This is a genomic window from Bacteroides sp. M10, assembly GCF_014334015.1.
GTDB classification, from domain to species: domain Bacteria; phylum Bacteroidota; class Bacteroidia; order Bacteroidales; family Bacteroidaceae; genus Bacteroides; species Bacteroides intestinigallinarum.
Window position 1 is genome coordinate 3,009,650 of the sequence record NZ_CP060488.1, and the last position, 26,743, is coordinate 3,036,392.

16 protein-coding genes and 2 pseudogenes are annotated in these 26,743 nt (G+C 42.6%); 17 read left to right on the forward strand and 1 reads right to left on the reverse strand.

What is annotated here, in order from left to right; all coding sequences use genetic code 11:
* Positions 1-58: 58 nt before the first annotated feature.
* From H8796_RS10710 to meaB, 10 genes and pseudogenes are all read left to right on the forward strand, one after another.
* Positions 59-1,045 (forward strand): lysylphosphatidylglycerol synthase transmembrane domain-containing protein, encoded by a 987-nt coding sequence (locus tag H8796_RS10710; protein ID WP_117937689.1) that lies wholly within the window; start codon positions 59-61, stop codon positions 1,043-1,045.
* 121 nt (positions 1,046-1,166) lie between these two features.
* Positions 1,167-2,624 carry an aminoacyl-histidine dipeptidase gene (locus H8796_RS10715; RefSeq protein WP_009000363.1) on the forward strand — a complete coding sequence of 486 codons (1,458 nt, stop codon included), beginning with the start codon at positions 1,167-1,169 and terminating at the stop codon, positions 2,622-2,624.
* Positions 2,625-3,507: 883 nt separating this feature from the next.
* Positions 3,508-3,678 (forward strand): hypothetical protein, encoded by a 171-nt coding sequence (locus tag H8796_RS10720; RefSeq protein ID WP_004301421.1) that lies wholly within the window; start codon positions 3,508-3,510, stop codon positions 3,676-3,678.
* Between the two features lie 145 nt (positions 3,679-3,823).
* Positions 3,824-4,414: a tyrosine-type recombinase/integrase gene (locus tag H8796_RS10725; RefSeq protein ID WP_187343968.1), complete on the forward strand. Its 591-nt coding sequence runs from the start codon at positions 3,824-3,826 to the stop codon at positions 4,412-4,414.
* Between the two features lie 413 nt (positions 4,415-4,827).
* Positions 4,828-6,234, forward strand: coding sequence for a group II intron reverse transcriptase/maturase (gene ltrA, locus H8796_RS10730; protein WP_117938143.1), 1,407 nt, complete (start codon positions 4,828-4,830; stop codon positions 6,232-6,234).
* 116 nt (positions 6,235-6,350) lie between these two features.
* Positions 6,351-6,662 (forward strand): annotated as a pseudogene (locus H8796_RS10735) (tyrosine-type recombinase/integrase); the annotation flags it as partial.
* A pseudogene (locus tag H8796_RS25630) lies at positions 6,646-7,795 on the forward strand (IS91 family transposase). The pseudogenes H8796_RS10735 and H8796_RS25630, both read left to right, overlap by 17 nt.
* A gap of 744 nt (positions 7,796-8,539) precedes the next feature.
* Positions 8,540-14,275 carry an alpha-2-macroglobulin gene (locus H8796_RS10745; protein WP_187343969.1) on the forward strand — a complete coding sequence of 1,912 codons (5,736 nt, stop codon included), beginning with the start codon at positions 8,540-8,542 and terminating at the stop codon, positions 14,273-14,275.
* 236 nt (positions 14,276-14,511) lie between these two features.
* Positions 14,512-15,579 (forward strand): DUF1573 domain-containing protein, encoded by a 1,068-nt coding sequence (locus H8796_RS10750; RefSeq protein WP_187343970.1) that lies wholly within the window; start codon positions 14,512-14,514, stop codon positions 15,577-15,579.
* An 11-nt stretch (positions 15,580-15,590) separates the two neighbouring features.
* Positions 15,591-16,682 carry a methylmalonyl Co-A mutase-associated GTPase MeaB gene (gene meaB, locus H8796_RS10755; RefSeq protein WP_009000366.1) on the forward strand — a complete coding sequence of 364 codons (1,092 nt, stop codon included), beginning with the start codon at positions 15,591-15,593 and terminating at the stop codon, positions 16,680-16,682.
* Positions 16,683-16,768: 86 nt separating this feature from the next.
* On the opposite strand, the gene H8796_RS10760 is transcribed toward meaB, so the two are convergent.
* The gene (locus tag H8796_RS10760; RefSeq protein WP_009000367.1) at positions 16,769-17,689 is read right to left on the reverse strand and encodes a DMT family transporter; all 921 of its coding nucleotides are present in this window, start codon (positions 17,687-17,689) and stop codon (positions 16,769-16,771) included.
* A gap of 492 nt (positions 17,690-18,181) precedes the next feature.
* Between H8796_RS10760 and H8796_RS10765 the strand changes: the two genes are divergently transcribed.
* From H8796_RS10765 to H8796_RS10795, 7 genes are read left to right on the forward strand one after another with little or no spacing between them, the layout of a single operon-like run.
* Positions 18,182-18,733 (forward strand): hypothetical protein, encoded by a 552-nt coding sequence (locus tag H8796_RS10765; protein WP_117934634.1) that lies wholly within the window; start codon positions 18,182-18,184, stop codon positions 18,731-18,733.
* Between the two features lie 38 nt (positions 18,734-18,771).
* Positions 18,772-21,849 (forward strand): tubulin-like doman-containing protein, encoded by a 3,078-nt coding sequence (locus H8796_RS10770; protein WP_117934637.1) that lies wholly within the window; start codon positions 18,772-18,774, stop codon positions 21,847-21,849.
* A 6-nt stretch (positions 21,850-21,855) separates the two neighbouring features.
* A complete protein-coding gene (locus tag H8796_RS10775; RefSeq protein ID WP_117934640.1) occupies positions 21,856-22,533 on the forward strand; it encodes a hypothetical protein in 678 nt (225 codons plus the stop codon).
* A complete protein-coding gene (locus H8796_RS10780) occupies positions 22,533-23,537 on the forward strand; it encodes a hypothetical protein (protein ID WP_117934643.1) in 1,005 nt (334 codons plus the stop codon). The genes H8796_RS10775 and H8796_RS10780 overlap by 1 nt, the downstream gene beginning before the upstream one ends.
* Positions 23,534-24,298, forward strand: a complete 765-nt coding sequence (locus H8796_RS10785; RefSeq protein WP_117934646.1) for a hypothetical protein — start codon at positions 23,534-23,536, stop codon at positions 24,296-24,298. The genes H8796_RS10780 and H8796_RS10785 overlap by 4 nt, the downstream gene beginning before the upstream one ends.
* A gap of 25 nt (positions 24,299-24,323) precedes the next feature.
* Entirely contained in the window at positions 24,324-25,325 is a 1,002-nt protein-coding gene (locus H8796_RS10790; RefSeq protein WP_117934648.1) for a hypothetical protein, read from the forward strand.
* 13 nt (positions 25,326-25,338) lie between these two features.
* Positions 25,339-26,709 (forward strand): hypothetical protein, encoded by a 1,371-nt coding sequence (locus H8796_RS10795; protein ID WP_233530390.1) that lies wholly within the window; start codon positions 25,339-25,341, stop codon positions 26,707-26,709.
* Positions 26,710-26,743: the final 34 nt, after the last annotated feature.

The following is a 26,743-nucleotide window of genomic DNA, read 5'->3' on the forward strand; positions in this document are numbered from 1 at the left end:
TAATTACTTTTGCAGCCGACAAAGGTAATTCTTTTAAATGAAGAATGAAGAATTAAGGATGAAGAAACTATTAAAAAAGACGCTGAAACTGATATTACCGGTTGTTTTAGGCGGCTTTATCTTATTCTGGGTGTATCGCGACTTTGATTTTACAAAAGCGGGCGATGTGTTATTACACGGTACAAATTGGTGGTGGATGCTCTTCTCATTAGTATTCGGGGTGTTCGCGCAAGTCTTTCGTGGATGGCGGTGGAGGCAGACACTGGAACCGTTGGACGCTTTCCCGAAAAAGAGCGATTGTGTGAATGCTATCTTCATTTCTTATGCAGCCAGCTTGGTGGTTCCCCGGATCGGGGAAGTGAGCCGTTGCGGGGTATTGGCGAAATATGATAACGTCTCGTTTGCCAAGTCGTTGGGAACAGTCGTTACGGAGCGCCTGGTCGATACGTTGACTATTCTTCTCATCACAGGCGTGACTGTCTTGCTTCAATTACCGATATTCGCCACCTTTCTTCAACAGACCGGAACAAAAATTCCTTCCCTTGTCCATCTCCTGACTTCGGTATGGTTTTATATTATCCTGTTCTGTTTTATCGGCGTGGTGATCCTTCTTTATTATTTAAGAAAAACGCTGTTCTTCTATGAACGGGTGAAAGGTTTTGTGCTTAATATATGGGAGGGGATTATGTCTTTAAAGGGAGTGCGCAACATTCCTCTCTTTATTTTTTATACATTGGCCATTTGGGCATGCTACTTTTTCCATTTCTATTTTACATTCTATTGCTTCGCTTTTACGTCACATTTAGGAATTCTGGCAGCATTGGTCATGTTTGTAGGTGGTACGTTTGCCGTGATTGTGCCTACTCCCAACGGGGCGGGACCGTGGCATTTCGCTATCATTTCTATGATGATGCTTTATGGGGTAAATGTGACGGATGCCGGAATCTTTGCCCTGATTGTGCATGGTATTCAAACCTTTCTGGTTGTTCTGTTGGGTATCTATGGCTTTGCTGCCCTGTCGTTCACTAACAGACATCGAGGGTGAAATTTTAGCTAAAAGTGTGTATTCTTAAATGTTTTTGCTGACGTCCTTTGCCATCTGAAAACTTTTCCATAACTTGGCACTGTTTAATTATTAGATTTAAAATCGTTTTAAAATATTTATTATGAGTACCATTCTTTCTTTAGCTCCACAAAACGTGTGGAAGCATTTTTATTCGTTGACACAGATTCCTCGTCCGTCAGGACACATGGAAAAAATAACAGAATTTCTTCTAGGTTTCGGAAAAGGTTTGGGTCTGGAGTCTTTTGTAGACGAAGCAGGTAATGTAATTATCCGTAAACCGGCGACTCCGGGTATGGAAAACCGGAAAGGTGTAATTCTTCAGGCGCACATGGATATGGTTCCGCAGAAGAATAACGATACTGTACACGATTTTGAAAAAGATCCGATTGAAACTTATATAGATGGTGACTGGGTAAAGGCAAAAGGTACTACTTTGGGTGCGGACAACGGACTGGGAGTAGCTGCCATCATGGCCGTGCTGGAAGCAAAAGACTTGAAACACGGTCCTCTGGAAGCTCTTATCACTAAAGACGAAGAAACCGGCATGTACGGTGCATTTGGCTTGAAGCCGGGCACCCTGAACGGTGAAATCCTTTTGAATCTGGATTCCGAAGATGAAGGTGAATTGTATATCGGTTGTGCCGGAGGTATGGACGTAACTGCTACCCTGGAATATAAGGAAGTAGCTCCCGAAGCAGGAGATATCGCAGTGAAAGTTACTTTGAAAGGATTACGCGGCGGACATTCGGGATTGGAAATCAATGAAGGACGTGCCAATGCCAATAAGTTGTTGGTTCGTTTCGTTCGTGAAGCGGTTGCCAGCTATGAAGCCCGTTTGGCTAGCTGGGAAGGTGGTAATATGCGTAATGCTATCCCACGTGAAGCACATGCTGTTATTACCATTCCGGCTGAAAATGAAGAAGAACTGCTGGGCTTGGTGAAATACTGCGAAAACCTGTTCAACGAAGAATATTCGGCTATTGAAACTCCGATCAGCTTTACGGCTGAACGTGTAGAACTTCCTGCCGGTGAAGTACCTGAAGAAATTCAAGACAATCTGATTGATGCAATCTTTGCTTGTCAGAACGGTGTGACACGTATGATCCCTACTGTTCCGGATACGGTAGAAACTTCTTCCAACCTTGCTATTATAACGATTGGTGAAGGAAAGGCAGCCATTAAGATTCTGGCTCGCAGTTCAAGCGATAGCATGAAAGAATATCTGACTACCAGCCTGGAGTCTTGTTTCTCTATGGCAGGGATGAAGGTAGAGATGACAGGCGGATATTCCGGTTGGCAACCTGATGTAAATTCTCCGATTTTACATGCGATGAAGGCATCCTATAAACAACAGTTTGGTGTAGAACCTGCAGTGAAAGTGATTCACGCTGGCTTGGAATGTGGCATTATTGGTGCTATTATTCCGGGATTGGACATGATTTCTTTTGGTCCGACTTTGCGTTCACCGCATTCACCGGACGAAAGAGCGTTGATTCCTACCGTACAGAAGTTCTATGACTTCTTGGTGGCAACTTTGGAGCAAACTCCAATGAAATAACGTATTTCTCTTTATATAAATATTCTCCTATTATATAATAGGTAACCATAGTGAAGGCACGGATGATATTTCATCTGTGCCTTTTTGTCATATTTATTGTAGCGTATATTACAATTCTGCTTTATAACAAATAAATTAATTGATGCAAATCAAGAAATATGCTATAAAACATAAATTTCTCTCTTTTTTAGATCAATGTATAAACAAAGGCTGTATTTTTGTGTTGTAAAACATGTAATTAGGAGGATAACAAAATGAAAAGTTTAAAAAGATTGTTTAGAAAGATCGGCGAAGCCGATGTACATGTTTGGGGATATTCAACAATTAATACCAAACCAAACAAGTAAGTTTTATTTTTTAGTTTTCAAGAATTAGTAATTTTAAAGGTTTAAAGATTATGGCAAAGAAAATGGGTTCTTTAGTTAGAAAAATCCTTAGTGAAGTAGGTCGTAATGAAATGCTTTCATGGGGGTACAGAATTGAGAAATGAGAACAAGTACATTAATTAAGTTTAGAGTGGGGATACGTTATTAAATACGATATCCCCATTTTTTATATCTAAAATTTTAGATAGAGTTGTTTTAGCTAACAACTGTGGCGGGGGATCTGTTTCAGTGTCAGTTCCTCCTTTAATTTCTGTGTTTGGGTACACTGTCTTTTGCCACTTGGGCTGGAATGTATCACATGCGAGTTTGGTTGGTTTTACTATCACACCCTCACCAAATCACTTGAAAGCCTTTGTTCATTGGTGTTACAAAGGGTGAGGGTAACTGTGATTGTAGGGTGAGGGTAATTTTTACTCTCACCCTACAATTATACCTGTAATAAGTGCTTAATGGTTGATTCCTAGTAAGCTATATGCTGATTTGTCTGGTACTAATACATGAAAGATGATGTATTTGTGTCTGATAACTGGCGTAATATTATCTGGAATAACAGGCTGAACGAGATAATAGATACGGATGAATTAATTGTATTCCGTAAAGTTTCGATTGGCTTCTCCATAGGGGAAAATCAGTTTCAAGCTTGTGAACAGTTTGTTTCATACGCTTGAAACACTTAGTTTCAAGGCTTGGAACTACTAGTTGTACTAAATCCCGCATACGTAATAGCTAAAGTTTCGCTTTCTGCATGCGGGATCGTTTTTTTGTTGTACTTTGGAGTAACAATCAATTTTCCAACAAAAAAACATTTTCATTATGGCAAGTATAATTGAGCGTGCCTGTGACTCTATTCCAGAGTTTAGGCAAAAGTACGAAAAGTTTAGTAAAGAACTTCATGTTCAACAGTATTCTTCGGGTACCATTACCGGTTACTGTCACCAGTTAGCCACGCTTTGTTTCCATTTCAAGAAAGTTCCTGAAGACTTGAGTCAGGAGGAGGTTCGTGATTACTTGAGTTGTCTTTCTTCTGGCAATTCCTGTAAAATCAGTAAGTTCAAGCACACCATTTATAGCCTTCGTTGCTACCGCAAGATGATGTCTCTTTCCGTCTGGCATTTTTCTCTTCCGCGTATCCGCAAATCCAAGAAGCTCCCTTTCGTTTTTTCGTGCGAGGAGATTCTTCTGTTTCTCTCTAGTTGTGAGGGGCTTCGTTCGCGAGCTATTTTTTCTCTTATTTACTCGTGCGGTCTTCGGGTAAGCGAACTTCGTCATATGCAAATCTCCCATATTGACAGCCGTCGCATGCAAGTGTTGATTTATCAGGGCAAAGGAAAAAAGGACCGGTATGTTCCTTTATCGGCGCAAACCCTGTTGGATTTGCGCCGATACTTTGTACGCTCGGCATGAGCATTATCTAACGGGTGTAAGTCCCGAGTAAGCCCTAATAGCGGGAATTACATAGCCAATGGCAATGGTGTCCATCGCGAGCTGGAATCAGAAGGAAGCCGGCAGCAAACATCTGACCTGACGAACAGAAACTTCATACAAGGCATTTGACCGTGGGTAAGGTTGCAAAGCGAACCAAAGCCCTATAGCTATTCGGAACGGTTGGTGTAAATGAAGCAGGTATAAGATGGAAAGATAATGCCCCTTATCCGAGGAGGTCTCACGGACGTGCGGACTAGTTTTTTTTTTTTTACGAAATGTACGGAGTAAAGCTTGCCGTGAGAAGTCAGCAGAAGTTATAGTAGTGAAGTTATCGATAAGCTTCATGAAGGACTGAACCTAATAATTAAGCGATAGTAATTGAAAGTTACCTTATGAAAGGACGAATGCAGAAAACATCAGCTCCAGCTAATGACTGCTCTCAAAGAGCTAGGACGGAATCCGAATGGTATGAGGGAGTGCAGACTTTCATGTGGATGACCGAAGACAACATCGTGGAAGTAGCATTCGACAAGGAACATTTGTTTGAACTTATTCTTAGTCCCTCTAATCTGAATAAAGCCTATAAAGCTGTATCCGGCAATAAAGGGTGTGGCGGTATCGACAAGATGTCATGGGAAGAACTGTTTCCATGGCTTTTGGCTAATAAGGATGAGTTTATAATTTCTTTGCAAAACGGGACATATCGTCCTAATCCAGTCCGGAGGGTTGAAATCCCTAAGGCTAATGGCAAGACACGCCTTTTGGGTATTCCTACCGTGGTAGACCGCCTGGTGCAACAAGCCATCCACCAAGTTCTGACACCAATTTACGAGCGTCAGTTCTCCATGACAAGTTATGGCTTCCGTCCAAAAAGGGGCTGCCATGACGCACTGCGAAGAGCGCAGAAGATAGTTGATGAGGGCTACAGATATGTAGTTGACCTTGATCTAGAGCGTTTCTTTGATACAGTAAGTCATAGCAAGCTGATAGAGATACTTAGCCACACAATAAAGGATGGAAGGGTTGTGAGTTTGATACACAAATATCTTCGCAGCGGTGTAATGAACCGAGGCCTGTTCGAAACAAGTACGGAAGGTACTCCCCAGGGTGGTCCTTTAAGTCCGCTGTTAAGCAATATAATGCTTAATGAACTGGACAAAGAACTAGAAAGCCGTGGGCACCCTTTTGTTCGTTATGCTGATGATGCGCTGATATTCTGTAAATCCAAACGCGCAGCACAACGCGTCAAGGAATCCATCACCCGATTCATTGAAGGACAACTCTTTTTGAAAGTGAATCGTGAAAAGACAGTTGTGTCGTACGTGCAAGGAGTAAAGTTCCTTGGCTATTCTTTTTATGTAATGAAAGGCAAATGTCTGCTGACGGTACATCCCCAATCCAAGTCAAAGATGAAATTCAAACTCAAGGAGTTGACAAGTCGTAGTAACGGGTGGGGATATGAATGCAGGAAACAGAAACTTAGGAAATACATAAGAGGATGGTTAGGTTACTATCACTTGGCCCAGATCAAGCGTCTTTGTCTTGAAACGGACGAATGGTTAAGGCGACGGATACGTATGTGTATCTGGAAATCATGGAAGAATCCCAAGACCAGAGTGGCAAATCTAAAGAAATGCGGTGTCCTTGACTGGCAGGCGTATCAATGGGGTAACACTCGACTCGGGTATTGGCGTGTAGCACTCAGCCGTCTGCTTACATTCGCAATGTCTAACGATAAGTTGCGCAGAGCAGGTTATGCTAGCCTAATGGATTATTATCTCGAATGGTACCCAAAATAGGAACCGCCGTATGCGGAACCGCATGTACGGTGGTGTGAGAGGTCGGAAAGCGAAAGTAGGAAGAAAACTACTTCGTTTTCCTCCTACTCGATTCCAGATATCAGCCCAAGTTCTATCTCTTTAACAGCACACCGGGGCATCCAATTAGCGAGGAAGTCATCCGCACTTTGTTTCGTGAAGCCGTATTGCTTGCCGGTATCCGTAAACCCTGTACTTTGCATACCCTGCGTCACAGTTACGCCACTCATTTGTTGGAGTTTGGTGAAAACCTCCTACGCATCCGGGATCTTTTGGGGCATACGAACATTACTACAACCATGACTTATCTTCATATAAGCCGGCTTGAGCAAGGTGGAAAGTCCTTTAGTCCACTTGACAGGGTAATAGCTGGAGCGAATCAGCCCCACAAGGATGAGAACGAAGTTTGAAGTTGCGCAGATAATCTCCCGCTTTAAAGCTCTGTTTTATGAGAAATATGCCCCCTGCCCACAAGTTCGCAAAGTTTTTGGGCATCTGGAACAATGCCGTACCGCTGAACTGGGAGGTCATGTGGATGCCTGCCCTGAATGTGGCGCCATACGTGTCAGCTACAACAGCTGCCGCAACCGGCATTGTCCCAAATGTCAGGGAGTGGAACGTGAGTTGTGGATACAAGCCCGCAAGGAAGACCTGCTTCCGGTAAAATACTTTCATGTGGTTTTCACTCTGCCCGATGCATTGGATCCGGTATCATTGGGCAACATGAGAACTGTCTACAACTCTCTGTTCAGTGCCGCTTGGGATACTTTGAGCACCTTTGCCCGCAACAAAGGGGTACAGGGGGGGAATGATATCCGTACTGCATACCTGGGGAAGTAATTTGCATTATCACCCCCATTTGCATTGCATTGTTCCCTGTGGGGGACTGGACAATAACGGTATGTGGAAGAAACTTTCCTCATCCGGTAAAGAGAGCCCGTTCCTGTTTCCGGTCAAAGCTATGAGCAAGGTGTTCAGAGCTAAATTTATGGCGGCACTCACCAGACAGGCGGATGTCACGCCACAGATCAGAAAGAAGCTATTCCGTACGGAATGGATCGTTTACAGTAAATCGCCTTTTTGTGGAGCGGGCAAAGTGTTGGAATACTTGGGGAGGTACTCACACCGGGTAGCTATCAGTAACAACCGGATTAAGAATGTGACGGACAGGACTGTGACCTTTGATTACAAAGATTACCGGGCGGCAGGCAAGCACAAAGAGCGTGAGCTCACAGGAGAAGAGTTTCTGCATCAATACAGTCTGCATATCCTTCCGCATGGATTTGTACGTATACGCCATTATGGGTTTCTGGCTGGCTGTAACAGGGAGAAACTAAGAAACATACAGATACAGATGGATGTCACGCCTTCTCCAATGAAGAGGGGAAAGAAGATATGGACGGAGGTGTGCAAGCAGAATTGGGAAGAATATAATCTGTGCAAGCATTGTGGAAAGGCACAGATGGTGACCGTAGAGATATTTGCCCGTACAAGAGCACCACCAAACAGGTTCGAAGCAAAACTTCAAGAATCTGTATTTTAAGCATTTAAAGGATACCTCTGAAATCTAATGGGTGGCGGGGGAAGATTACTAGTGCTTATAGTGAACGGAAACGAAAGAAAAAACGTCAAAAGAAGGAAGAACAAGACTGGAGGAAGCTAGGAAGCAAGGAAGATGAACAAAAAACACTGAAAAACAAAGAACGAACAAAAATATTAGATTATACGAAAAAGAGAAAAGAGAGATGAATACCCATAATAAGGAGAGCGTACAACAAAGGCTCCAAATGTCCTACGGACACACGGAGCCCTATATCGTTCACCGGCATGAACAAGCCATTTTATGTAGAGGTGCTGCAAATTATTGAGTGTCTTCTATGAATATACCCGGATTCTTATAAACGAGACAGTGTGTAAGATACCTCTATCTTGCATGCATCTGCATCGGTATCTTGCACTGCTTCAAATACTTGTATATCAGTTAACTATCGCTGGTTTAGTGTAAGGTGCAAGATACTTTTGCATTTATGAACTTGTAAAAGATAGGTGAATCTTATTGCAGAAGATAAACTTTTCAATTAAATAATAAACCGAGTGGCAGTTTTGGGACTTTTTATTTTATTCCAGAGCGAGTTGATTAATAGGCTAATGTTTATACAATATGGTATGGGGCTGATAGCTTGATAAAAGCTTTTTTTAAGCTAAAAAGTACAAATCTTTAAACTTTATTTCCTTACTTTGTTATTTATAAGAGTGAGACTTATAGCAAACTTAAACTAGAAAGATTATGAAAGTAAAGCAGATTTGTATGATGGTGCTGCTATGGTTGGGAGTGATTCCGGCGGTACAGGCACAAACTTTCGACAAATTATGGAAAGAAGTGGAGCAAGCGGAGAAAAAGAGCTTGCCTAAGACTGTGATAAAACTGACTGATGAGATTTATCAGAAAGGGGAAAAAGAGAAAAACTCTCCACAAATGCTCAAAGCATATACGTGGCGGATGAAATATAGGGAAATGTTGAATCCCGACAGTCTTTACGCTGATTTGAAAGGACTGGAACAATGGGTGAAACAGACTGACCAACCAATGGATCGCGCCATCTTACACTCTTTGATAGCGGGAATCTATGCAGATTATGCAGCCAGCAACCAGTGGCAACTCCGCCAACGGACAGAAATCGTAGACCAGACACCTGCTACCGATATGCGTGAATGGACAGCCAATATGTTCATCGAAAAAGTGCGGACAAATATAAAGGAGGCATTGGCCGATTCTGTATTGCTGCTCAAAACGTCCTCACGCGACTATATTCCTTTTGTAGAACTGGGGGAAACGAGCGAATACTATCACCATGATATGTATCATTTATTGGCTTCCCGTAGCATTGAAGCACTGCAACGGGTGGAAGAATTGGGTAACAGGATTACTAATGACGGTACTGTGAATCCGGTCAAACAAGATATAATAGCTATTTATGGAAATATGATTTCCGCTTATAAAGCAACCGGATTAAAAGAAGGTTATGTGTTGACAGCACTTAACTACCTGGAATGGAGATGGAATGCTGATCGGAATATTCGACCTCTGCAGGCTAAGGGCGAACTTCCGGTACTGACGGAAGATACTTATCTGAAAGCTTTGAACACATTGAAAAGCAAGTATGCTTCCGAACCCATCTGTGCCGAAGTCTATTTGGCAGAAGCCCGATATACTATTGGAAAACAACAGCAGCTCAATGCATTGCAGCTTTGCGATGAGGCAATCCGCCTTTATTCAGGCTATCGCAGAATCAATGCTTTGAAAAATCTTCGGGAAGAGATATTGGCTCCTTATTTGAATGTTAATGCATCCGATTTGGCTTTTCCGAACGAAGAGATAGAATTAAGGGTCTCACACAAAAATCTGGATGGTTTCACTGTCCGTCTTTATCAGGCGAAGAAACTGATAAAGGAACAACATTACGCTGTGCTTCGTCCGAAAGATTATCGGACGCAGGACACTGTGTTTACATTCAAAGCTCCTGAACTTGGATCTTACGTGATGCGTATCATACCGGATATTCGTGCGAAGAGAGATAGTGAAAGCAAGTTTGATGTAACACGTTTCAAAGTGCTGACGTGCCGTCTGCCGGAAAAACAGTATCAAGTGGTGACGCTGGATGGACAGACAGGGTATCCCATTCCCCATGCGAAAGTGACGATGTACAGTAATGACGAAAAAGTGTTGCAGGAGTTTACGACAAACGAAGAGGGTAAGGTCGTATTTCCCTGGAAATCCGAATACCGCTATCTGAAAGCTTCCAAGGGGACGGATACGGCAATGCCGAAACAAGGCATTTATGCAGGAAGTTACGGATATTACGGCGACGAAGATAAAGTGACTGAAAATATGACTTTATTGACCGACCGTTCTTTGTATCGTCCCGGACAGACTGTGTATGTGAAGGGAATTGCTTATTCTCAACAATCGGATACGGCGAATGTACTTCCGAACAAGGAATATACGGTGACTTTATTGGATGTAAACAATCAGGAAGTAGGGCAGAAGTCGGTACGTACCAATGAGTTCGGTTCGTTTACCACCGATTTCGCATTGCCTTCGGCCTGTCTGAACGGAATGTTTTCTTTGAAAGCGGGAAGAGGCCGTACAAGCATTCGGGTAGAAGATTATAAACGTCCGACATTTGATATCACTTTTGAAAAGCAACAAGGAAGTTACAAACTGGGTGATGAGGTACAGGTGAAGGGTAAGGTACAATCTTATAGTGGTGTGCTGCTTCAGGATCTTCCGGTGAGATATACGGTAAAGCGTTCTGCATACAGCCTTTGGCGGTTTGCGGAATCCGTGCAGATTGCTTCCGGTGAAGTGATGGCCAATGAGAATGGAGAATTCACGATACCCGTTCGTTTGCAGGAAAGTGATTCTTATAAGAATAATGATAAGGTATATTATCGTTATTCCATTGAGGCCACTGTTACCAATGTGGCAGGTGAAACACAATCTTCTACGGACGTGATTTCGGCAGGAAACCGTTCGTTGATTTTGCAGGTGGAATTGCAAGATAAGACTTGCAAGGATCAACCCTTCGAAACAATGTTTAAAGTGCAGAACCTGAATGGACAACCTGTGGAGGTGAAGGGGAATTATTACTTGTACCCTGCCAAAGACAAGGACTTTAAGCAGCTGGAAGAGAAACCGGTTGCAACGGGAACCTTTACTTCTAATGAAGACATGACGCTCGACTGGAAGAATCTTCCATCGGGACCTTATGTGCTGAAAGCATCAGTGAAAGATAATCAGGGCAAGGAAGTGACTGCTGACACCAACACGATTCTTTTCTCTGTTGAGGACAAACGTCCGCCTGTAGAAACGACGATGTGGTTCTATGGTGCAAATACGGAATTTGATGCTGCTCATCCGGCCGTGTTCTGTTTCGGTACGTCGAAAAAAGATGCTTATGTGATGATGAACGTATTTTCCGGTGATAAATTGCTGGAGAGCAAGACGTTGAATTTGTCAGATACGATTGTCCGTTTCGAGTATCCATATCGGGAAAGTTATGGGGATGGTGTCTTTGTGAATCTCTGTATGGTGAGGGACGGACAGGTTTATCAGGAACAGGTGCGGCTGACCAAACGGATTCCTGATAAGACACTGACTATGAAGTGGGAAGTGTTCCGTGATAAATTGCGTCCGGGACAAAAGGAAGAATGGAAGCTGACGATTAAAACGCCGCAAGGACAAGCTGCTAACGCGGAAATGCTGGCAACGATGTATGATGCCTCCTTGGATAAAATATGGAATCGGCAACAGAATTTCCAAATCTATTATAACCAGATTGTCCCATATTCTAACTGGATGAGTGGGTATTCCGGCAATAATTCATTCAACTACTGGTGGAATACGAAGAGTCTCAAAGTGCCATCATTGGAGTATGACCATTTTGTGATGCTATCGGACTATTATAATAATGGAAGAGATTTGGGTGAAGTAATAGTGAGAGGATATGGCTCGACGAGAAAGTTGACGGTAACAGGTAGCGTTTCGACATTGGACGTTGCAACTTTAAGGAGTAATGCGCCAAAGATGAAATCGGCTATGGCTGCTGATGCCATGACTAATGTTGAATTTCAATCGGAAATGATACCCACGGGAGAAAAAGCGGATGAGGCATCTGACAACGAAATGCTTCCCGAAGCATCTGCTGACTTGCGTACCAATTTAGCAGAAACAGCATTCTTCTATCCTCAACTTCGCACCAATGAACAGGGAGAGATCTCTTTCTCTTTCACGATGCCCGAAAGTCTGACGCGTTGGAACTTCCGTGGATATTCTCATACAAAGGGAATGTTGACGGGAACATTGGATGGCGAAGCTACCACAAGCAAAGAATTTATGCTGACTCCTAATCTCCCTCGTTTTGTGCGTGTGGGTGATAAGACTTCTCTGGCAGCTTCTATCTCTAATATGACTGGTAAGCCGCAAGCCGGAACGGTCAGTCTGGTTCTTTTTGACCCGATGACAGAGAAGGTTATCAGTACACAAAAACAGAAATTCAGCCTTGCTGCCGGAAAGACAATGGGTGTGGACTTCCAGTTTACCGTTAGTGATAAATACGAAATAGTGGGATGCCGGATGATTGCCGACAGTGGTACTTTCAGCGATGGAGAACAACAGTTGCTTCCGGTTCTTAGCAATAAAGAGCATTTGGTGGAGACACTTCCAATGCCAGTGCGTGGAGAAGAAACCCGTACTTTCTCACTCGATCATCTGTTCAATCAACAAAGTAAAACAGCCACAGATCGTAAACTAACTGTTGAATTTACAGGAAACCCGGCTTGGTATGCCGTTCAGGCATTGCCTTCATTGAGTCTTCCGACAAGTAATAATGCTATTTCCTGGGCTACTGCCTACTATGCCAATACGTTGGCCTCGTTTATCATGAACAGTCAGCCGAAGATCAAAGCGGTATTTGAAAGTTGGAAACTGCAAGGAGGTACGAAAGAAACGTTCTTGAGCAATCTGCAAAAGAATCAGGAAGTGAAGAATATCATTTTGTCCGAGTCTCCCTGGGTGCTCGAAGCACAGACGGAAGAGCAACAGAAAGAGCGCATCGCCACCTTGTTTGATTTGAATAACATCCGTAGTAATAATATCGCAGCTTTGACTCGATTGCAGGAGTTACAGAACTCAAATGGGGCATGGTCCTGGTATAAAGGAATGAACGGCAGTCGATCTGTAACTACCTATATCGCCGAACTGAATGCCCGTCTGGCTATGCTGACAGGTGAGAAATTAGGCGGATCGGCTCTTTCTTTGCAACAGAAGGCTTTCTCTTACCTTCATCAATCAGCTTTGGATGAATATAAGGAAATCCTGAAAGCACAGAAAGACGGTGTGAAGTTTACTGGCGTTTCGGGCAGTATTCTGCAATATTTGTATCTCATCGCTATTTCGGGAGAGCAGGTACCCGCAGCCAATAAAGCGGCTTATACCTATTATCTTTCTAAGGTAGGAGAATTGCTTACTTCTCCTTCGATGGATACAAAAGCGATTGCCGCCATTGTGCTTGATAAAGCCGGACGCAAGAAGGAAGCGCAGGAGTTTGTCGCTTCTCTGAAAGAACATCTGACGAAGACAGATGAACAGGGAATGTTCTTTGCTTTCAACGAGAATCCGTATACATGGGGCGGAATGCAGATGCAAGCTCATGTAGATGTGATGGAAGCGCTGGAACAGACAGGTGGCAACAACGATACAGTGGAAGAAATGAAACTTTGGTTGTTGAAGCAAAAGCAGACACAACAGTGGAATTCTCCGGTAGCTACTGCCGATGCGGTATTTGCATTGCTGATGAAGGGTACTAATTTACTCGACAATCAGGGAGATGTACGGATTGTGATTGCTAATGAAGTGTTGGAAACTGTTAGTCCAAGTAAAACGACTGTTCCCGGATTGGGATATATCAAACGTTCTTTCACACAGAAGAATGTGGTGGATGCCCGCAAGATTGAAGTGGAAAAGAGAAATCCGGGTATTGCCTGGGGAGCTGTGTATGCAGAATTTGAATCTCCTGTGAGTGATGTAAAACAACAGGGCGGTGAACTGAATGTTGAGAAACAGTTGTATGTGGAGCGTACGGTGAATAACGTGCCTCAATTGCAGCCTATTACTGCCAAAACGGTTCTTCAGGTAGGTGATAAAGTCGTTTCCCGTTTGAGCATCCGCGTAGACCGTCCGATGAACTTTGTACAGTTGAAAGATCAGCGGGGCGCTTGTTTCGAACCGATCGGCAGTATCTCCGGTTATCGTTGGAACAACGGGCTTGGCTATTACGTAGACATCAAAGATGCATCGACTAATTTCTTCTTCGATCATTTAGGAAAGGGTGTGTACGTGTTGGAATATAGTTACCGTGTCAGTCGTGCAGGAACTTACGAAACAGGTTTGGCAACTATGCAGTGTGCTTATGCACCGGAATACGCTTCGCATTCTGTTTCGATGACAATTATTATTAAATAGTTCCGGCAGGGGATTTTTATTCTCACCGACGAGCGAGGCGTTCCTCACCGATGAAGAGGGTGTTCCTCACCGAGGAAGGCATCCTTCGTCGGTGAGGAACTTTTTTCTTATAAACAGGGGCTTACAAGGACTGCTATTAAGTAAAGTCTTTTCCCAATCTGTGTTAATCTGTGTAATCTGTGGTGAAAAACTCATCTAAAACCCCTACATTTGTGCACCAAAATAAAAAATATCGCATGAAACGTAGTTTACTATCTATATTAACTTTGCTTACTGTCGCTTTGGCAGCCGTTGCCCAACCGCGTATCTCTTCAAATAAAGAGACACATAACTTCGGACAAATAGAATGGAAACGTCCGGTGACTGTGGAATATACCATCACTAACACGGGAAACCAACCGTTGGTGCTGACCAACGTCACGACCTCTTGTGCCTGTGCCGTGGCCGACTGGACGAAAGAACCGATTGCTCCCGGAGGAAAAGGAATAGTAAAGGCTACTTTTGATGCAAAGGCATTAGGGCATTTTGAAAAGTCGGTAGGCATCTATAGCAATGCCAGTCCGAGTCTGGTTTATCTGAAGTTTACTGGTGAAGTAGTACAGGAAATTAAAGATTATACCAAGTTGCTTCCCCATGCCATCGGAAATATCCGTTTAGATCGTGATGAGTTTGCTTTTCCTGATGTCTATCGCGGACAGCAACCTTCATTGACTTTTAGCATCGCCAATCTTTCCGATCGTCCTTACGAACCGGTGTTGATGCACCTGCCTCCTTATCTGAAAATGGAAGCGGAACCTAAAGTTCTGTTGAAAGGTAAGAAAGGAACTGTTAAACTGACACTGGATGCAAGCCAGTTGAAAGATTATGGATTGACACAGACATCTGTTTACCTTTCCCGTTTTTCCGGTGATAAGGTGAGCGAAGACAATGAAATACCGGTTTCGGCTATTCTTCTTCCCGACTTCTCACGTATGACAGAAAAAGATTCTCTGAACGCTCCTGCCATGCATATTTCGGAAACGAATATTGATCTTAGTATCCCGTTGATAAAGAAGAATAAGGTAAGCCATGATATATTGATTGCCAATTCCGGAAAAACTCCGTTAGTTATCAGTAAGTTGCAGGTATTTAATTCATCGGTAGGAGTGAGCCTGAAGAAGACTGTCCTTCCCCCGGATGGAATGACGAAACTTAAAGTGACCATTCGTAAGCGTGACGTAGGTAATAAAAAACATCATTTACGTATCTTGATGATAACGAATGATCCGTTACGCCCGAAAGTTGAAATCAATATCAAACGCTAAATCCTATTGTTATGGAACATCCTGAAAATAGTGAAGAATATAAGGGACTTGTTGTCAATAAAGGTATTGAGCAACCCTCATCTGTGAATCCCTACTTAAAGCGGAAACCTAAGAAACGCCAACTTTCAGTAGCAGAGTTTGTAGAAGGTATCGTAAAGGGGGATGTCACTATATTGAGTCAGGCTGTGACATTGGTGGAAAGCGTAAAGCCTGAACATCAGGCTGTCTCACAGGAAATCATCGAGAAATGTCTGCCATTTTCCGGCAATTCGGTCCGGATCGGTATCAGTGGTGTTCCCGGTGCGGGAAAGAGTACGTCGATAGATGTATTCGGTCTGCATGTACTCGAAAAAGGGGGCAAACTGGCAGTATTGGCTATCGACCCCAGTAGTGAACGCAGTAAAGGCAGTATCCTGGGAGATAAAACGCGTATGGAACAGCTTTCCGTACATCCTAAATCGTTCATCCGCCCTAGTCCATCGGCCGGTTCATTGGGAGGAGTGGCACGTAAAACACGTGAGACGATTATTCTTTGTGAAGCTGCCGGATTCGATAAGATTTTTGTGGAGACCGTAGGAGTGGGACAGAGTGAAACGGCTGTTCACTCGATGGTCGATTTTTTCCTGTTGATTCAGTTGTCCGGTACGGGAGATGAATTGCAAGGGATTAAGCGTGGTATTATGGAAATGGCGGACGGTATCGTTATCAATAAGGCTGATGGAGATAATCTGGAACGTGCCAAGTTGGCTGCCACTCAATTCCGTAATGCATTACATCTGTTTCCTGCGCCTGAATCCGGATGGACTCCCAAAGTATTGACTTACTCCGGCTTTTATAACCTGGGAGTAAAGGAGGTCTGGGACATGATTTACGAATACATTGACTTCGTGAAAGGAAACGGCTATTTTGAATATCGCCGCAACGAACAAAGTAAATACTGGATGTATGAAAGCATTAATGAACAACTTCGTGACAGCTTTTATCATAATCCGAAGATTGAAGCAATGCTCTTAGAAAAAGAACAGCAGGTATTGAAAGGTAACCTGACTTCGTTTATAGCTGCAAGAAGTCTGCTCGATACTTATTTTGAGGATTTGAAATAGCTTTAATTATAATAAGATTCTAATCTATTAAAGAATACATTTTGTATAAAAGGGTAGAAAGACTAGGTGTCTTCTACCCTTTTATACTATGAATGAAGCTTTTCCGCTTTTTCAAGATCAGCCCTTGATTTACTCTGTGTTACGATATACACTCCCAGGAATACGAGCGCGATAGCGATTCCTTTCTCCCAGCCGAAACTTCCGATTCCCATAGTAATTGCTGCAATTGTAGCCACAATCGGTTGCATATAATTGTACATACTGACTACTGTCGGACGGAGAAGTTTCTGTGCAGTCATGATACAGAGATAAGCGAGGAAACTACCTCCTAATACGACATAAAGTACCTGTAGAATGGCAACTGTGGAAATAGAAGCCCATTGAATAGTGGAAATATCGTAATATGAAAACGGTATATAACATATCGAAGCGTATATAAACATCCACTTATTAATTGTTACTGCCGAATATCGTTGAGACAATCCTTTGAATACAGTCAGGTATATAGAGAAGCTGATTTGCGCAACGAGACAAAGTAAGTCACCAATCAGGCTTCCGTTTCCGTTGTTTCCCGCCTGACTGCTCACAATAAGAATGAGCGCTCCCATAGCCCCTACAAAAATTCCCAGTACTTTCTTATTTGTCACCGGTTCTTTTAAATAGATAGCTGCTACAACCATGGTCACAATCGGTAAAGTGGTCGTTACGATAGAAGCGTCGATGGGAGAAGTCATAGAAAGCCCGAAGATAAATACTCCTTGGTTGAATACTAACGCAAATAATGAAGCGAAAAAAATCTTCAGCATATCACGATGATCCACATGTTCCTGTTTGCAAAATATAGAGAGCAGCCAGAAAGCTGCTGCTGCTCCCACCATGCGGAACGTGGTAACTGAAATAGCGGAAAACTCTTGAAGAGCCGACTTACCGATGGGAGACATCAATCCCCACATGACGTTTGCTGTAAGTGCAAACAGATGACCATGCAGATTCTTACTTTTGTCCATGTTGATATTGATTAATCTACAATTTTTTTATATGAATAACAGTCAAACAGAGAAAACGGTTGCAAAGGTAGCTTTTTATTCTTATATTTTCCCAATTTAATGTATTAATAAACGGACGTTATGGTTTCAACAAAACGAAGTCCGGTATCTTTTTATTGTTGTCAAAATGCTTAATTTTACTAGGGTCTTGCTAGATGATTAAAAAACTCTTTGAAAATTTGCATCTTTTGATAAAACAATTACTTTTGCACATCTAGATAAGCTCTAGGAGGGTTGACGAATTTTCAAAAAGCGCTTTTAGTAGTTGTCTTTAACTCTTTTTTAAGTTGTAATGTAAGTATTTACGTATTGATGAATCTGGCTTTTTCTATTAAAGAGTGGTATGCGTACTTAAAAGATGAAGACAAATAATGAAACAAATTCCTGCGCTTTTTTTTGTATCTAATAAAAAGGTTGAATCAGTGGAATTTATAGACCGGAAAAACAGTCCATATGGGTATACTAGGCTTTATCGTTACGCTCTTTTGGGGAATACTGGCAGGAATTGTAGTGACGATTCTTATCGTGTATTTGATAAATAAACTAATGGATACCCCAAAGTGGTTGGTTGGATTGATAGGACTTTTTCTTCTCTTCTTTCTTTCCTTTCAGTTTACGGCAATTATTGGTGCCGGAAAAGTAAAAGGAGTAGTTGAAGACATTACTGGCCTAAGTAATACTGTTAGTGGACAGGTCGATTGGAATAATATTGAAACGACCTATCCTGTTTTAAAACCTTATCTTGATAAAGTCGGAACGAAAGCAGACGAGATGATAGACAAGAAAACTTCGGCGCTTTCTCTTATTAATAGCGTCATTAATGGCTTTATGTGGCGACGTACGGCATGGGCATTGGGCGGAATAATGATATGTTTCGTGGTGGCTGCCTTGCCAGCATTGACCGGAAATGGGCGTAATCGACAGGGACGACGAGGGGCATCAGCTTCTACCCGTCATCGGACTACGCAACATACAAGTCGTTCACATCGGCTACGATCAAGATAAAGAGAACAAAAAAACAATTATAAATACTAAGTGATATTATGGAAACATTAGACCCGAAAAGTCCTAACCACATCCTAGTCGGTTTAGGCGGTACAGGTGGTAAAGTGCTGAAAGCTATTCGCAAACGCATTTATCAGGAATTTCCCAATGATGAAGAACGTGATAAACTGTCTATCGGTTTTGTCTATGTCGATTCTACGCGTGAGATGATGACACCGGGTGATCCTTCTTTCCGTGTGATGGGGAAGGACGCTTCGTTTACAGAAAGTGAGTTTGTGGATATTAAGTCGGTAGACCTGAAACAGATTCTAGATAATGTATCCAATTATCCCGGTTTGAAGACCATTGTGAAGAATGGTGCTTCAATGAAGAATACTTTGGGGGAAGTGGGACAGGCTGCCGGGCAGAAACGTCGTGCAGGACGCATTCTTTTTGCTGCAAATTGCAATAAGTATCTTTCTGCTTTGAAAGGACAGTACAATAAAGTGAAGTCCCTGACCAACAAAGATGAAGTTAATATTCATATCTTTACTGGTTTGGCCGGTGGTACGGGATCGGGTGCTATTATCGATGTCGTTGCCCAGACTCGTGCCCAAGAGACTTATAAGCATGCTAACATTATGGTTTATGCCATGGTACCTGAATTGGATATTCCCTCCGGATGTCAGGCGGGACGTTACCATCAAAATGGTTATGCTGCATTGAAAGAGTTGAGTGCGCTTAATATCGGACGCTTTGTTCCTTCGGATGTTATTCGTGGAGAAGAACATATGGAGTTGGATTTTACTCCTAATAAACAGTTCGGTTTAATGCTTTATTCTAATGTGAATGAAAATGGCGTAGTAGTCAATTCCTTTACAGAGTTACCACAGCTGTTGGCGGATACCGTTTATTTCCGTCTGTTTCTGGAAGAGAAACATGGCACGACTGATGATCTTTTACGTTCTTTCAGTTTGGAGAATATCAATGACTTCTGTGTAGAGTATAGTGAAAAGTCGAAAGGAACAGATAAGGAACGTGCTCGTACGAAAGCAATCAATACATTTGGCATTAAACGCATTATCTATCCGGAGAAACGAATTTTGGAACACATCACTTATACCGTAGGTGAGCGTGTTCTGTGGCAGATGCAATATAATAATTTCAAGGATGATTTCGGGTTTGTGCAGGAATCGGTTCGTAAGGATTATCGTGAGTTGTATATCAATGACAAGAACTTGCGCGACTGGCTGCTGGATGACAGTCATTTGATGCTGGAAGAAAAAATATTCGATACAGATAAATATTGCAGTAAGATAGAGAATTTCTGGAGTGATATTACTAATAGCTATTCTTATGATGATGCTAAAGCGGTAGATCCGGAACCTTTGAGATTCCTTGAAAGTATCTGTGCGGATACTTATAAGAATGCTTTCCGTAATAAGCAGGGGGTAGAAGTTTACTATCAGGACAAGAGCAATGACCAGTTACTGAAAGAACAGGCGCAATATATCATTGAGCGTATAGAGAAGAATTTGTATACGAAATGGTATGAGGGTTCTCTTTCTTTGGAAGATTTGCTGAATATCTGTGACACTGTATTGACTTATATAAAAGACCGCAAAGAGAAGATAGAAAACGATATTGCCGGAGTTGATGAAAAGATTAAAGTGAATGAGGACGATGCTGATGCTAACAACTACGATTATAACCATTTGTCATTGTTGCAGCGTGCTACCGGACGTTCACCCCGTCTCTACTCCGATCATCAAATGATAATGAAGGATCTCTATGCGTTACGAACTCAACGTGTTGCTTATGAATTTGAAGGTAAGTTGTTGGGTAAGCTACGTGCAGCGTTTGAAGAATTCAGTGCAGAAGTAAGTCAGTTCATCGGTGTGTTGCTGGTATCAATGGATGCTGCTGAAAAACGTATTGCCGATCGTAATAAGAACACGAAAGGAATAGCCGATTTGTCGAGTGCTATTGTGGAAGTCAGTGAGGACGAAAAGATGCTCAAGCTCGAACAGGCGTTGATTCTGGATAAGAATCAGCAGGAAACCTGGTCGGGAAATATCCGTAAGGCTATTACAGGCAACCGCAATTATGCTCACTTTAGCGAACTGGCTGCCACTACTTCCGAAGATGCTATTTTCGATATATTCGATACGGAGTTGAGCCCGAAGATACGTGAAAAACACGATCAGGATTATCAGAATGATAAGATTTTGGGACTGAATGTATTGCAACAGTTGCAAAAGGTATTGCTTACGGATACGGATATTCGTAATTTCGCTTCTAATGTAATTAATCAGAGTGGTACATTCCTGAAACTGGATGATGGACAACTTTCGAAAGCATTGAATAATAATGAAAACCCGGTTTCTCATCCTGAATCGATCAATCGTAAGACTATTCTGATTTCTATGCCGACTGATGAGGGTAACGACTCACTCAAAACATTTGCCAACAAATTGAAAGCCGCATTACAAGGTGCTTTCGGAAATGCTACACCGGGAAGTACAATCAATTTTAATACTTCCAGTGATCGTATGAATGAAATTGCTGTCATTTCCATCCGGTATTGTTTCCCGATGCGTGCCATTGCTTGGTTGCCTTCTTATGATCGTGCGTATAACGATATGGTGAACAATAAGAATGAATTGGCTGCAAAAGAAGCCCGTATCTTACTTCATTGCGAAGGTGACGGTACGGAATTGCCGGACCTTACGGGAGAAAAAAAGGTTTCACCGAAAGATTTTATCCCTTATTTCTTCGTGGCTGCTGCAAACAATATTCTTGCCGTACGTGAGAACGAGCGGGAAGAAAAAGGCTGGTGTATTGTCACTGCCGATGAATGGGGAGCTGAAATGGTAACTCTTATCGCATCCCAGTTTACAGAACTTCTGACTAGTGAAGATTTAACGGAAGAAGTGCTGGATACTATCAAAGAAAAGGTAGATGAAGTATTGAAGAACCCGGACTTGAAGATGAGTGACCGCGCCGCTATGGTAGAAGGAGTGAAGGTAGTGATGCGCGATTACGTAAGTAAGGAGTGCTCCAGTCCTACATCCCCCAAGTATCAGCAATACAGCGCTGAAGCAAAGAAAGCATTGGAAATGATTAATAAGAAATAAAAAATTATGGCAAGACCTAGTGAACGCGACAGATACAAATATGGTATCTGCACCAATCGTGACAAGAATGGAGAAGGAACTCCTTGTCCTAAATGCGAAAGTAAAGAAGTACAGAAAGTAAGAGGTGGACAGGACTTCGTATGCGAAGAATGTAAAGACCCGCTGCGTATGGTTCCACCTCCCAAAGAGGGACCAAATATGAAGATGATCGGCGGTATTATTGCAGCCGTTGTGGTACTTGGTGGTGTGGGTCTCGGTATCGCTTTTAGCGGTGGAGAGAAAACAAGTGATCCCATTGGAGGAATAGAGCCGGATTCTATTAACGTTGTTAATCAACCGCAGGAAGATGACGGAGTGGAAACAGACCAATCGCATACAAAAGATCAAGTAGAAGTAGTTGTTGCTGATAAAGGAAATGCCGGAGTGACTGACGGTGGAACAACAGGCGGTATCGTAACGAAAGACTTCGGTTATGCTGTCTACAAAGGACGTATGAAGAACGGCCTGATGAACGATGAGAATGGAGTTTTGACATTTAAGACAACTCATATTATAGAACCGCGCGACGTGAAAAAGCGTGAAGCTAAGGCAGGTGAAAAGGTGGTTGGTATCTTTGAAGACGGTCATCTCATTACCGGTACGTGGTATAAGAGCGATGGAAACAAAGAGGTAATCATTCCGTAATGAGGAATCCGTCCACTCAAATAATCTACATAATTCTTTTGCTGTTCCCGCTTTCCGTGTGGGGGCAGCAAACAAGAAAATGGGGAAATGGAAAACTACGCCAGACGGTTGTTTCCATCTCCTCCGATGTTCCTTTTGCTACGGCAGCTTATGATTTTGCAGAACGGTATCTGATCCAATTGCAAAAGATGTCCGTTGCCGAGCGGAAATCGCAGATGGAGCGTGATAATGTGCTGATAACACAGGGGAGTATGGATCTTTTGAATCTCATCAACGAACAGACATCAATGAATTTTTCCGAGAAGGAAAACCGTTACATCGTGTCGCTTATCAATGAGAAATTTCTTTTGATCGAACTCTCTTTTCCGGCTTCATGCCAATTGCTGACCGGAAAAAATCTGAAAGAACTGGAAGCCGACTTTGTAAAAGGATTAGCTTCTTATAGTTACACTCCATCTTCTTCGCAACCCATACGGAAGGAACTTAAAAAGTTGGCGGGAGACTATTATGTGAAAACGGGGGATACCTATTACATAGAAGAAATCAACGGGAATCTTTATTTCGAGGAAAAGAACCGCGTTTTGCATCCGGTGTTCAGCATGGATCATCCTGCCGAGAGCGTGTTTAATCTTTTTCTTAGTGAAGATACACCTTGCAATGTTTCTATCAATCTAACCGTACGCCAATATGGGCTGAAAAGAGAACAGATGGAACTTCCCGTCCGCTCCTGGATATCCTATATGCGTAATCAGGGTTGCACTCTTTATGTGGGTATTGAAGCGTTGGAAACCAATGCGGTAAAGGCGTATGTCTTTGCGGTGAATACTGTGTTAAAGTATAATCATGTGATGAATGTGGAAATTCCCAACTCGCTCCTAAGCGGAGGGAAAGGAAAAGTAGAGGGCGATGTAACCTTGTTTGTCCCCACCCACAATATTTCATCACTTTTTGAAGAACTTAATTGGGTAAATACTACCCCAAAAAGGCAGATTAAAGTAAAATGAAGAAGATAATTACTTTGTTATTGTTTTGCGGAGCATATTGCAGCCTGATGGCACAGAGTGAAGCCGAAACAAAGGCGCAGATCAATAAGATCAAGCGTTCGCAGTCTTATCTTTCCGCAGAGGCTACCATGCCTACTGAAGAAGAGGCCATTCAACAAGCCAAAGAACTGTTAGTGAGTGAAATCAATGATTGGGTAGCCGGTAAGCGGAAAAGTGGTGAAGTGAAACAAGTTGTTTTACAAGACATTAATACCTGTACCCAGCGGATGGATATGAAACGCGGAGTGAGAACCCGTGCATTTGTATACGTGAAGAAAAATGAGATTGTGCTCATTTACGGTGAAGGACAAATCATGTTGAGTGAAGAAGAAAAAGGAGCCGATTTACAACCTTTGTCCGAGATATCAGAACCGATCAAGATAGAGTCTGCCAAGAAGTCTGCAAAAGACGAGAAGATGGTTTCGACTGTGGAAAAGATTAGTCCCGAACAGGAGAGTCTGAATCAGGTTCTTGCGGCAAAAACAATGACGGAGATGAAACAGGTTTTTGCTTCGCTTAAAGAGCAGGATCGAATATCCTATGGCGTATATGCTCCTGAAACGGTAGCAGAACAATGTTATTTATTGTTTTATACCCGTACAGGCGAGGTAAAAGGAGTGGTGAAGAAGAATGAAAAGGAACTGAATGACGTCCGGACAAAAGAGGCTACGGATATTGCTTCTTTTAGCGGTTGTGGAGCCTACTGGTTCATTCTTAAATAACAAACATAAGTAGAAAGAGAAGAAAATGAAAAGTATAATTTTGAGTTGGGCATTGGTAGCGGTTTGTACACTGATGACTCTACCTGTGCAAGCCCAGGATGCTGTGAGACTGGAAATTGCTGACGGTTTATATGATGCCGGCTTAAAGGCAAAGATGGAAAAGTCGACCAGCGCACTCCTGACAGAAATCAATAAAGCATTTAAAGAAGGCAGAGCATTGAATCTGGTGTCTTTAGGACTGACCGATACGGCAGAACGCGGATTGAATGCGTTGTGGGAGAATACCCATTTCTATTGTGATGACTCGGAAGTCGTTCAATCTTGCATCCGCAATGGAAACGGATATCAGGTTCGCCAAATACCTCTAATGATTAAGCCTGTAGGCGAGACATTGGATGATGAATATCAGGAAGCAGTGGTTAACTATGACGCAAGTGGAAACATCACGCGTTTCAATTTTACACTTAGCACCACTGTTTATCAAAATGTGATGAAGAAAGGCAAGACGGTGACAGAAGTAGCCCGTCGCCAAGAAATCCTTTCCTACGTAGAGCAGTTCCGTACGGCTTACAACGAACAGGATATTCATTTTCTGGATAATATCTTCAGTGAAGACGCATTGATTATCACAGGTTCGGTGACTAAAGTGAAGAAAACCGACGGTGCAGGCATTACTTATAATAAAGTAACCTATAAGAAACAAGGTAAGCAGGAATACATCAACAACTTGAAAAAGAGCTTTGCTGCCAACAAGTGGATTAATGTCCGCTTTGACGATGTGAAGGTTGTAAAGCATCCTAACCCGAAGATGGAAGGCTTTTATGGAGTAACCGTTCATCAACTTTATGCCAACAGCAGCGGCTATAACGATGATGGCTATCTGTTTATGTTGTGGGATTTCCGCGATAAGAATCAGGTGCAGATTCATGTGCGTACCTGGCAACCTCGTTGGATGAATGATAATCACACGGAAGAAATAGCCCAGGAAGAAATCTTCACTCCCGGCGATTTCGTAATTGATTTATAATTGTAAAAGTACGATGAAACGACCATATCATATTTTGTTATTGCTAAGCTGTGCGTTAGTGATAGGGATGAAGGCAAGTGCACAAAGGGTTTTCTTTGTGGAGCCCAAAGAAGATCCCACCATTACAGCCGGCCCTAATCAGGTAAAGATTATCATCAATTCTAATAGCGATAAGTTGGTGATGACTCATAATATGGGCGAGGAAAAAGGAGTAAGAACCACGAATGACGACGGAACTTACCGCTATACCATCAATTATAGTTTTCCCGAAGATTATGAAGATGATTTTATAAAATCCACTTTCCTGGTCAGACTACCCGTCGGGCAGAAAGACTTTATGCTTGTTTTGCGAAAAGGAAAAGGATACGTGGGGACGTTCAATGAGAACTTTATAACGATTGAAAGGAATAATGACGGACTCTTCCCGCAGTCGAAAGCTGCGAAAGTAACGTTCCTGTCTGCCATGAAAAAGGTGAATATAGAGTGTAATGGCAAGTTGTGTTTTGCCGACGGACAGGCTGTTCCGGTGACTGATGTCAACTTCACTTCTTCGGTGAAGCAGGAAGGCGGTGATTTGAATGCCTATAGCATTGAATTCATGTTGGATGAAGAGAAAAAGACACCGACATATGTCAAACACCCTATATTCAAAATTAAGGTAGGCTCTTCCAATGCCATTGATGTAGACCTCGGAGGTGACTTGGAATTTAAGAAGTCATATAGCTATACCATTGTCAGCAACGTGAAAATCGTAGAAAAAGAAGCTTCATTTGACGAACTGCTCGCTAAAGCTCAAGCCAAAGAGAAAGAAGCCGATTTCTTTGCTGCCGCCAATGCTTATCAGGATGCCCGCAGCCATGAAAACTGCCCTGTGGATAAACGGAGTGAGCTGGAAGCACAACTGGGTAAGATGAATTCTGCCCGTAAATTCCTTTTTTATGCAGAGAAATTCGAAAGACAAGGAGCGAGAGTGGAACGCAAAGAAGGATTTACGGCTGACAGCGTATTTATCTACTATCGGGGAGCGATCCGTAGCTACAAGAAAGTGTTGGAATATGCTCCCGGTACGACGGAATTCGAACGCCGTGCAGAAGAATTGGACGAGAAATTGAAGGCTCACCCACTGAATAATAAAGTGGCAACAGTCACTGTGAAATATCAGGAAATAACCGGCAGACACCCGAATGGTGGTGGAATCCCCATCTATGCTTCCAATACCCCTGGCAATCCGAAGCCAGACAGTGATGACAAACCTCTGGGCACTACCCGGGGCGACGGCTCATTCCGTGTTGTTTTCAAGGATACGCCTCCTTCTTATCTCTACTTCTATGGCGATAAGAAATCTTATAAGATAGATAGCACGACAACTGAAATAATATTCTAATCAAATCTACTATAATTAAACATTTTAAACTTTG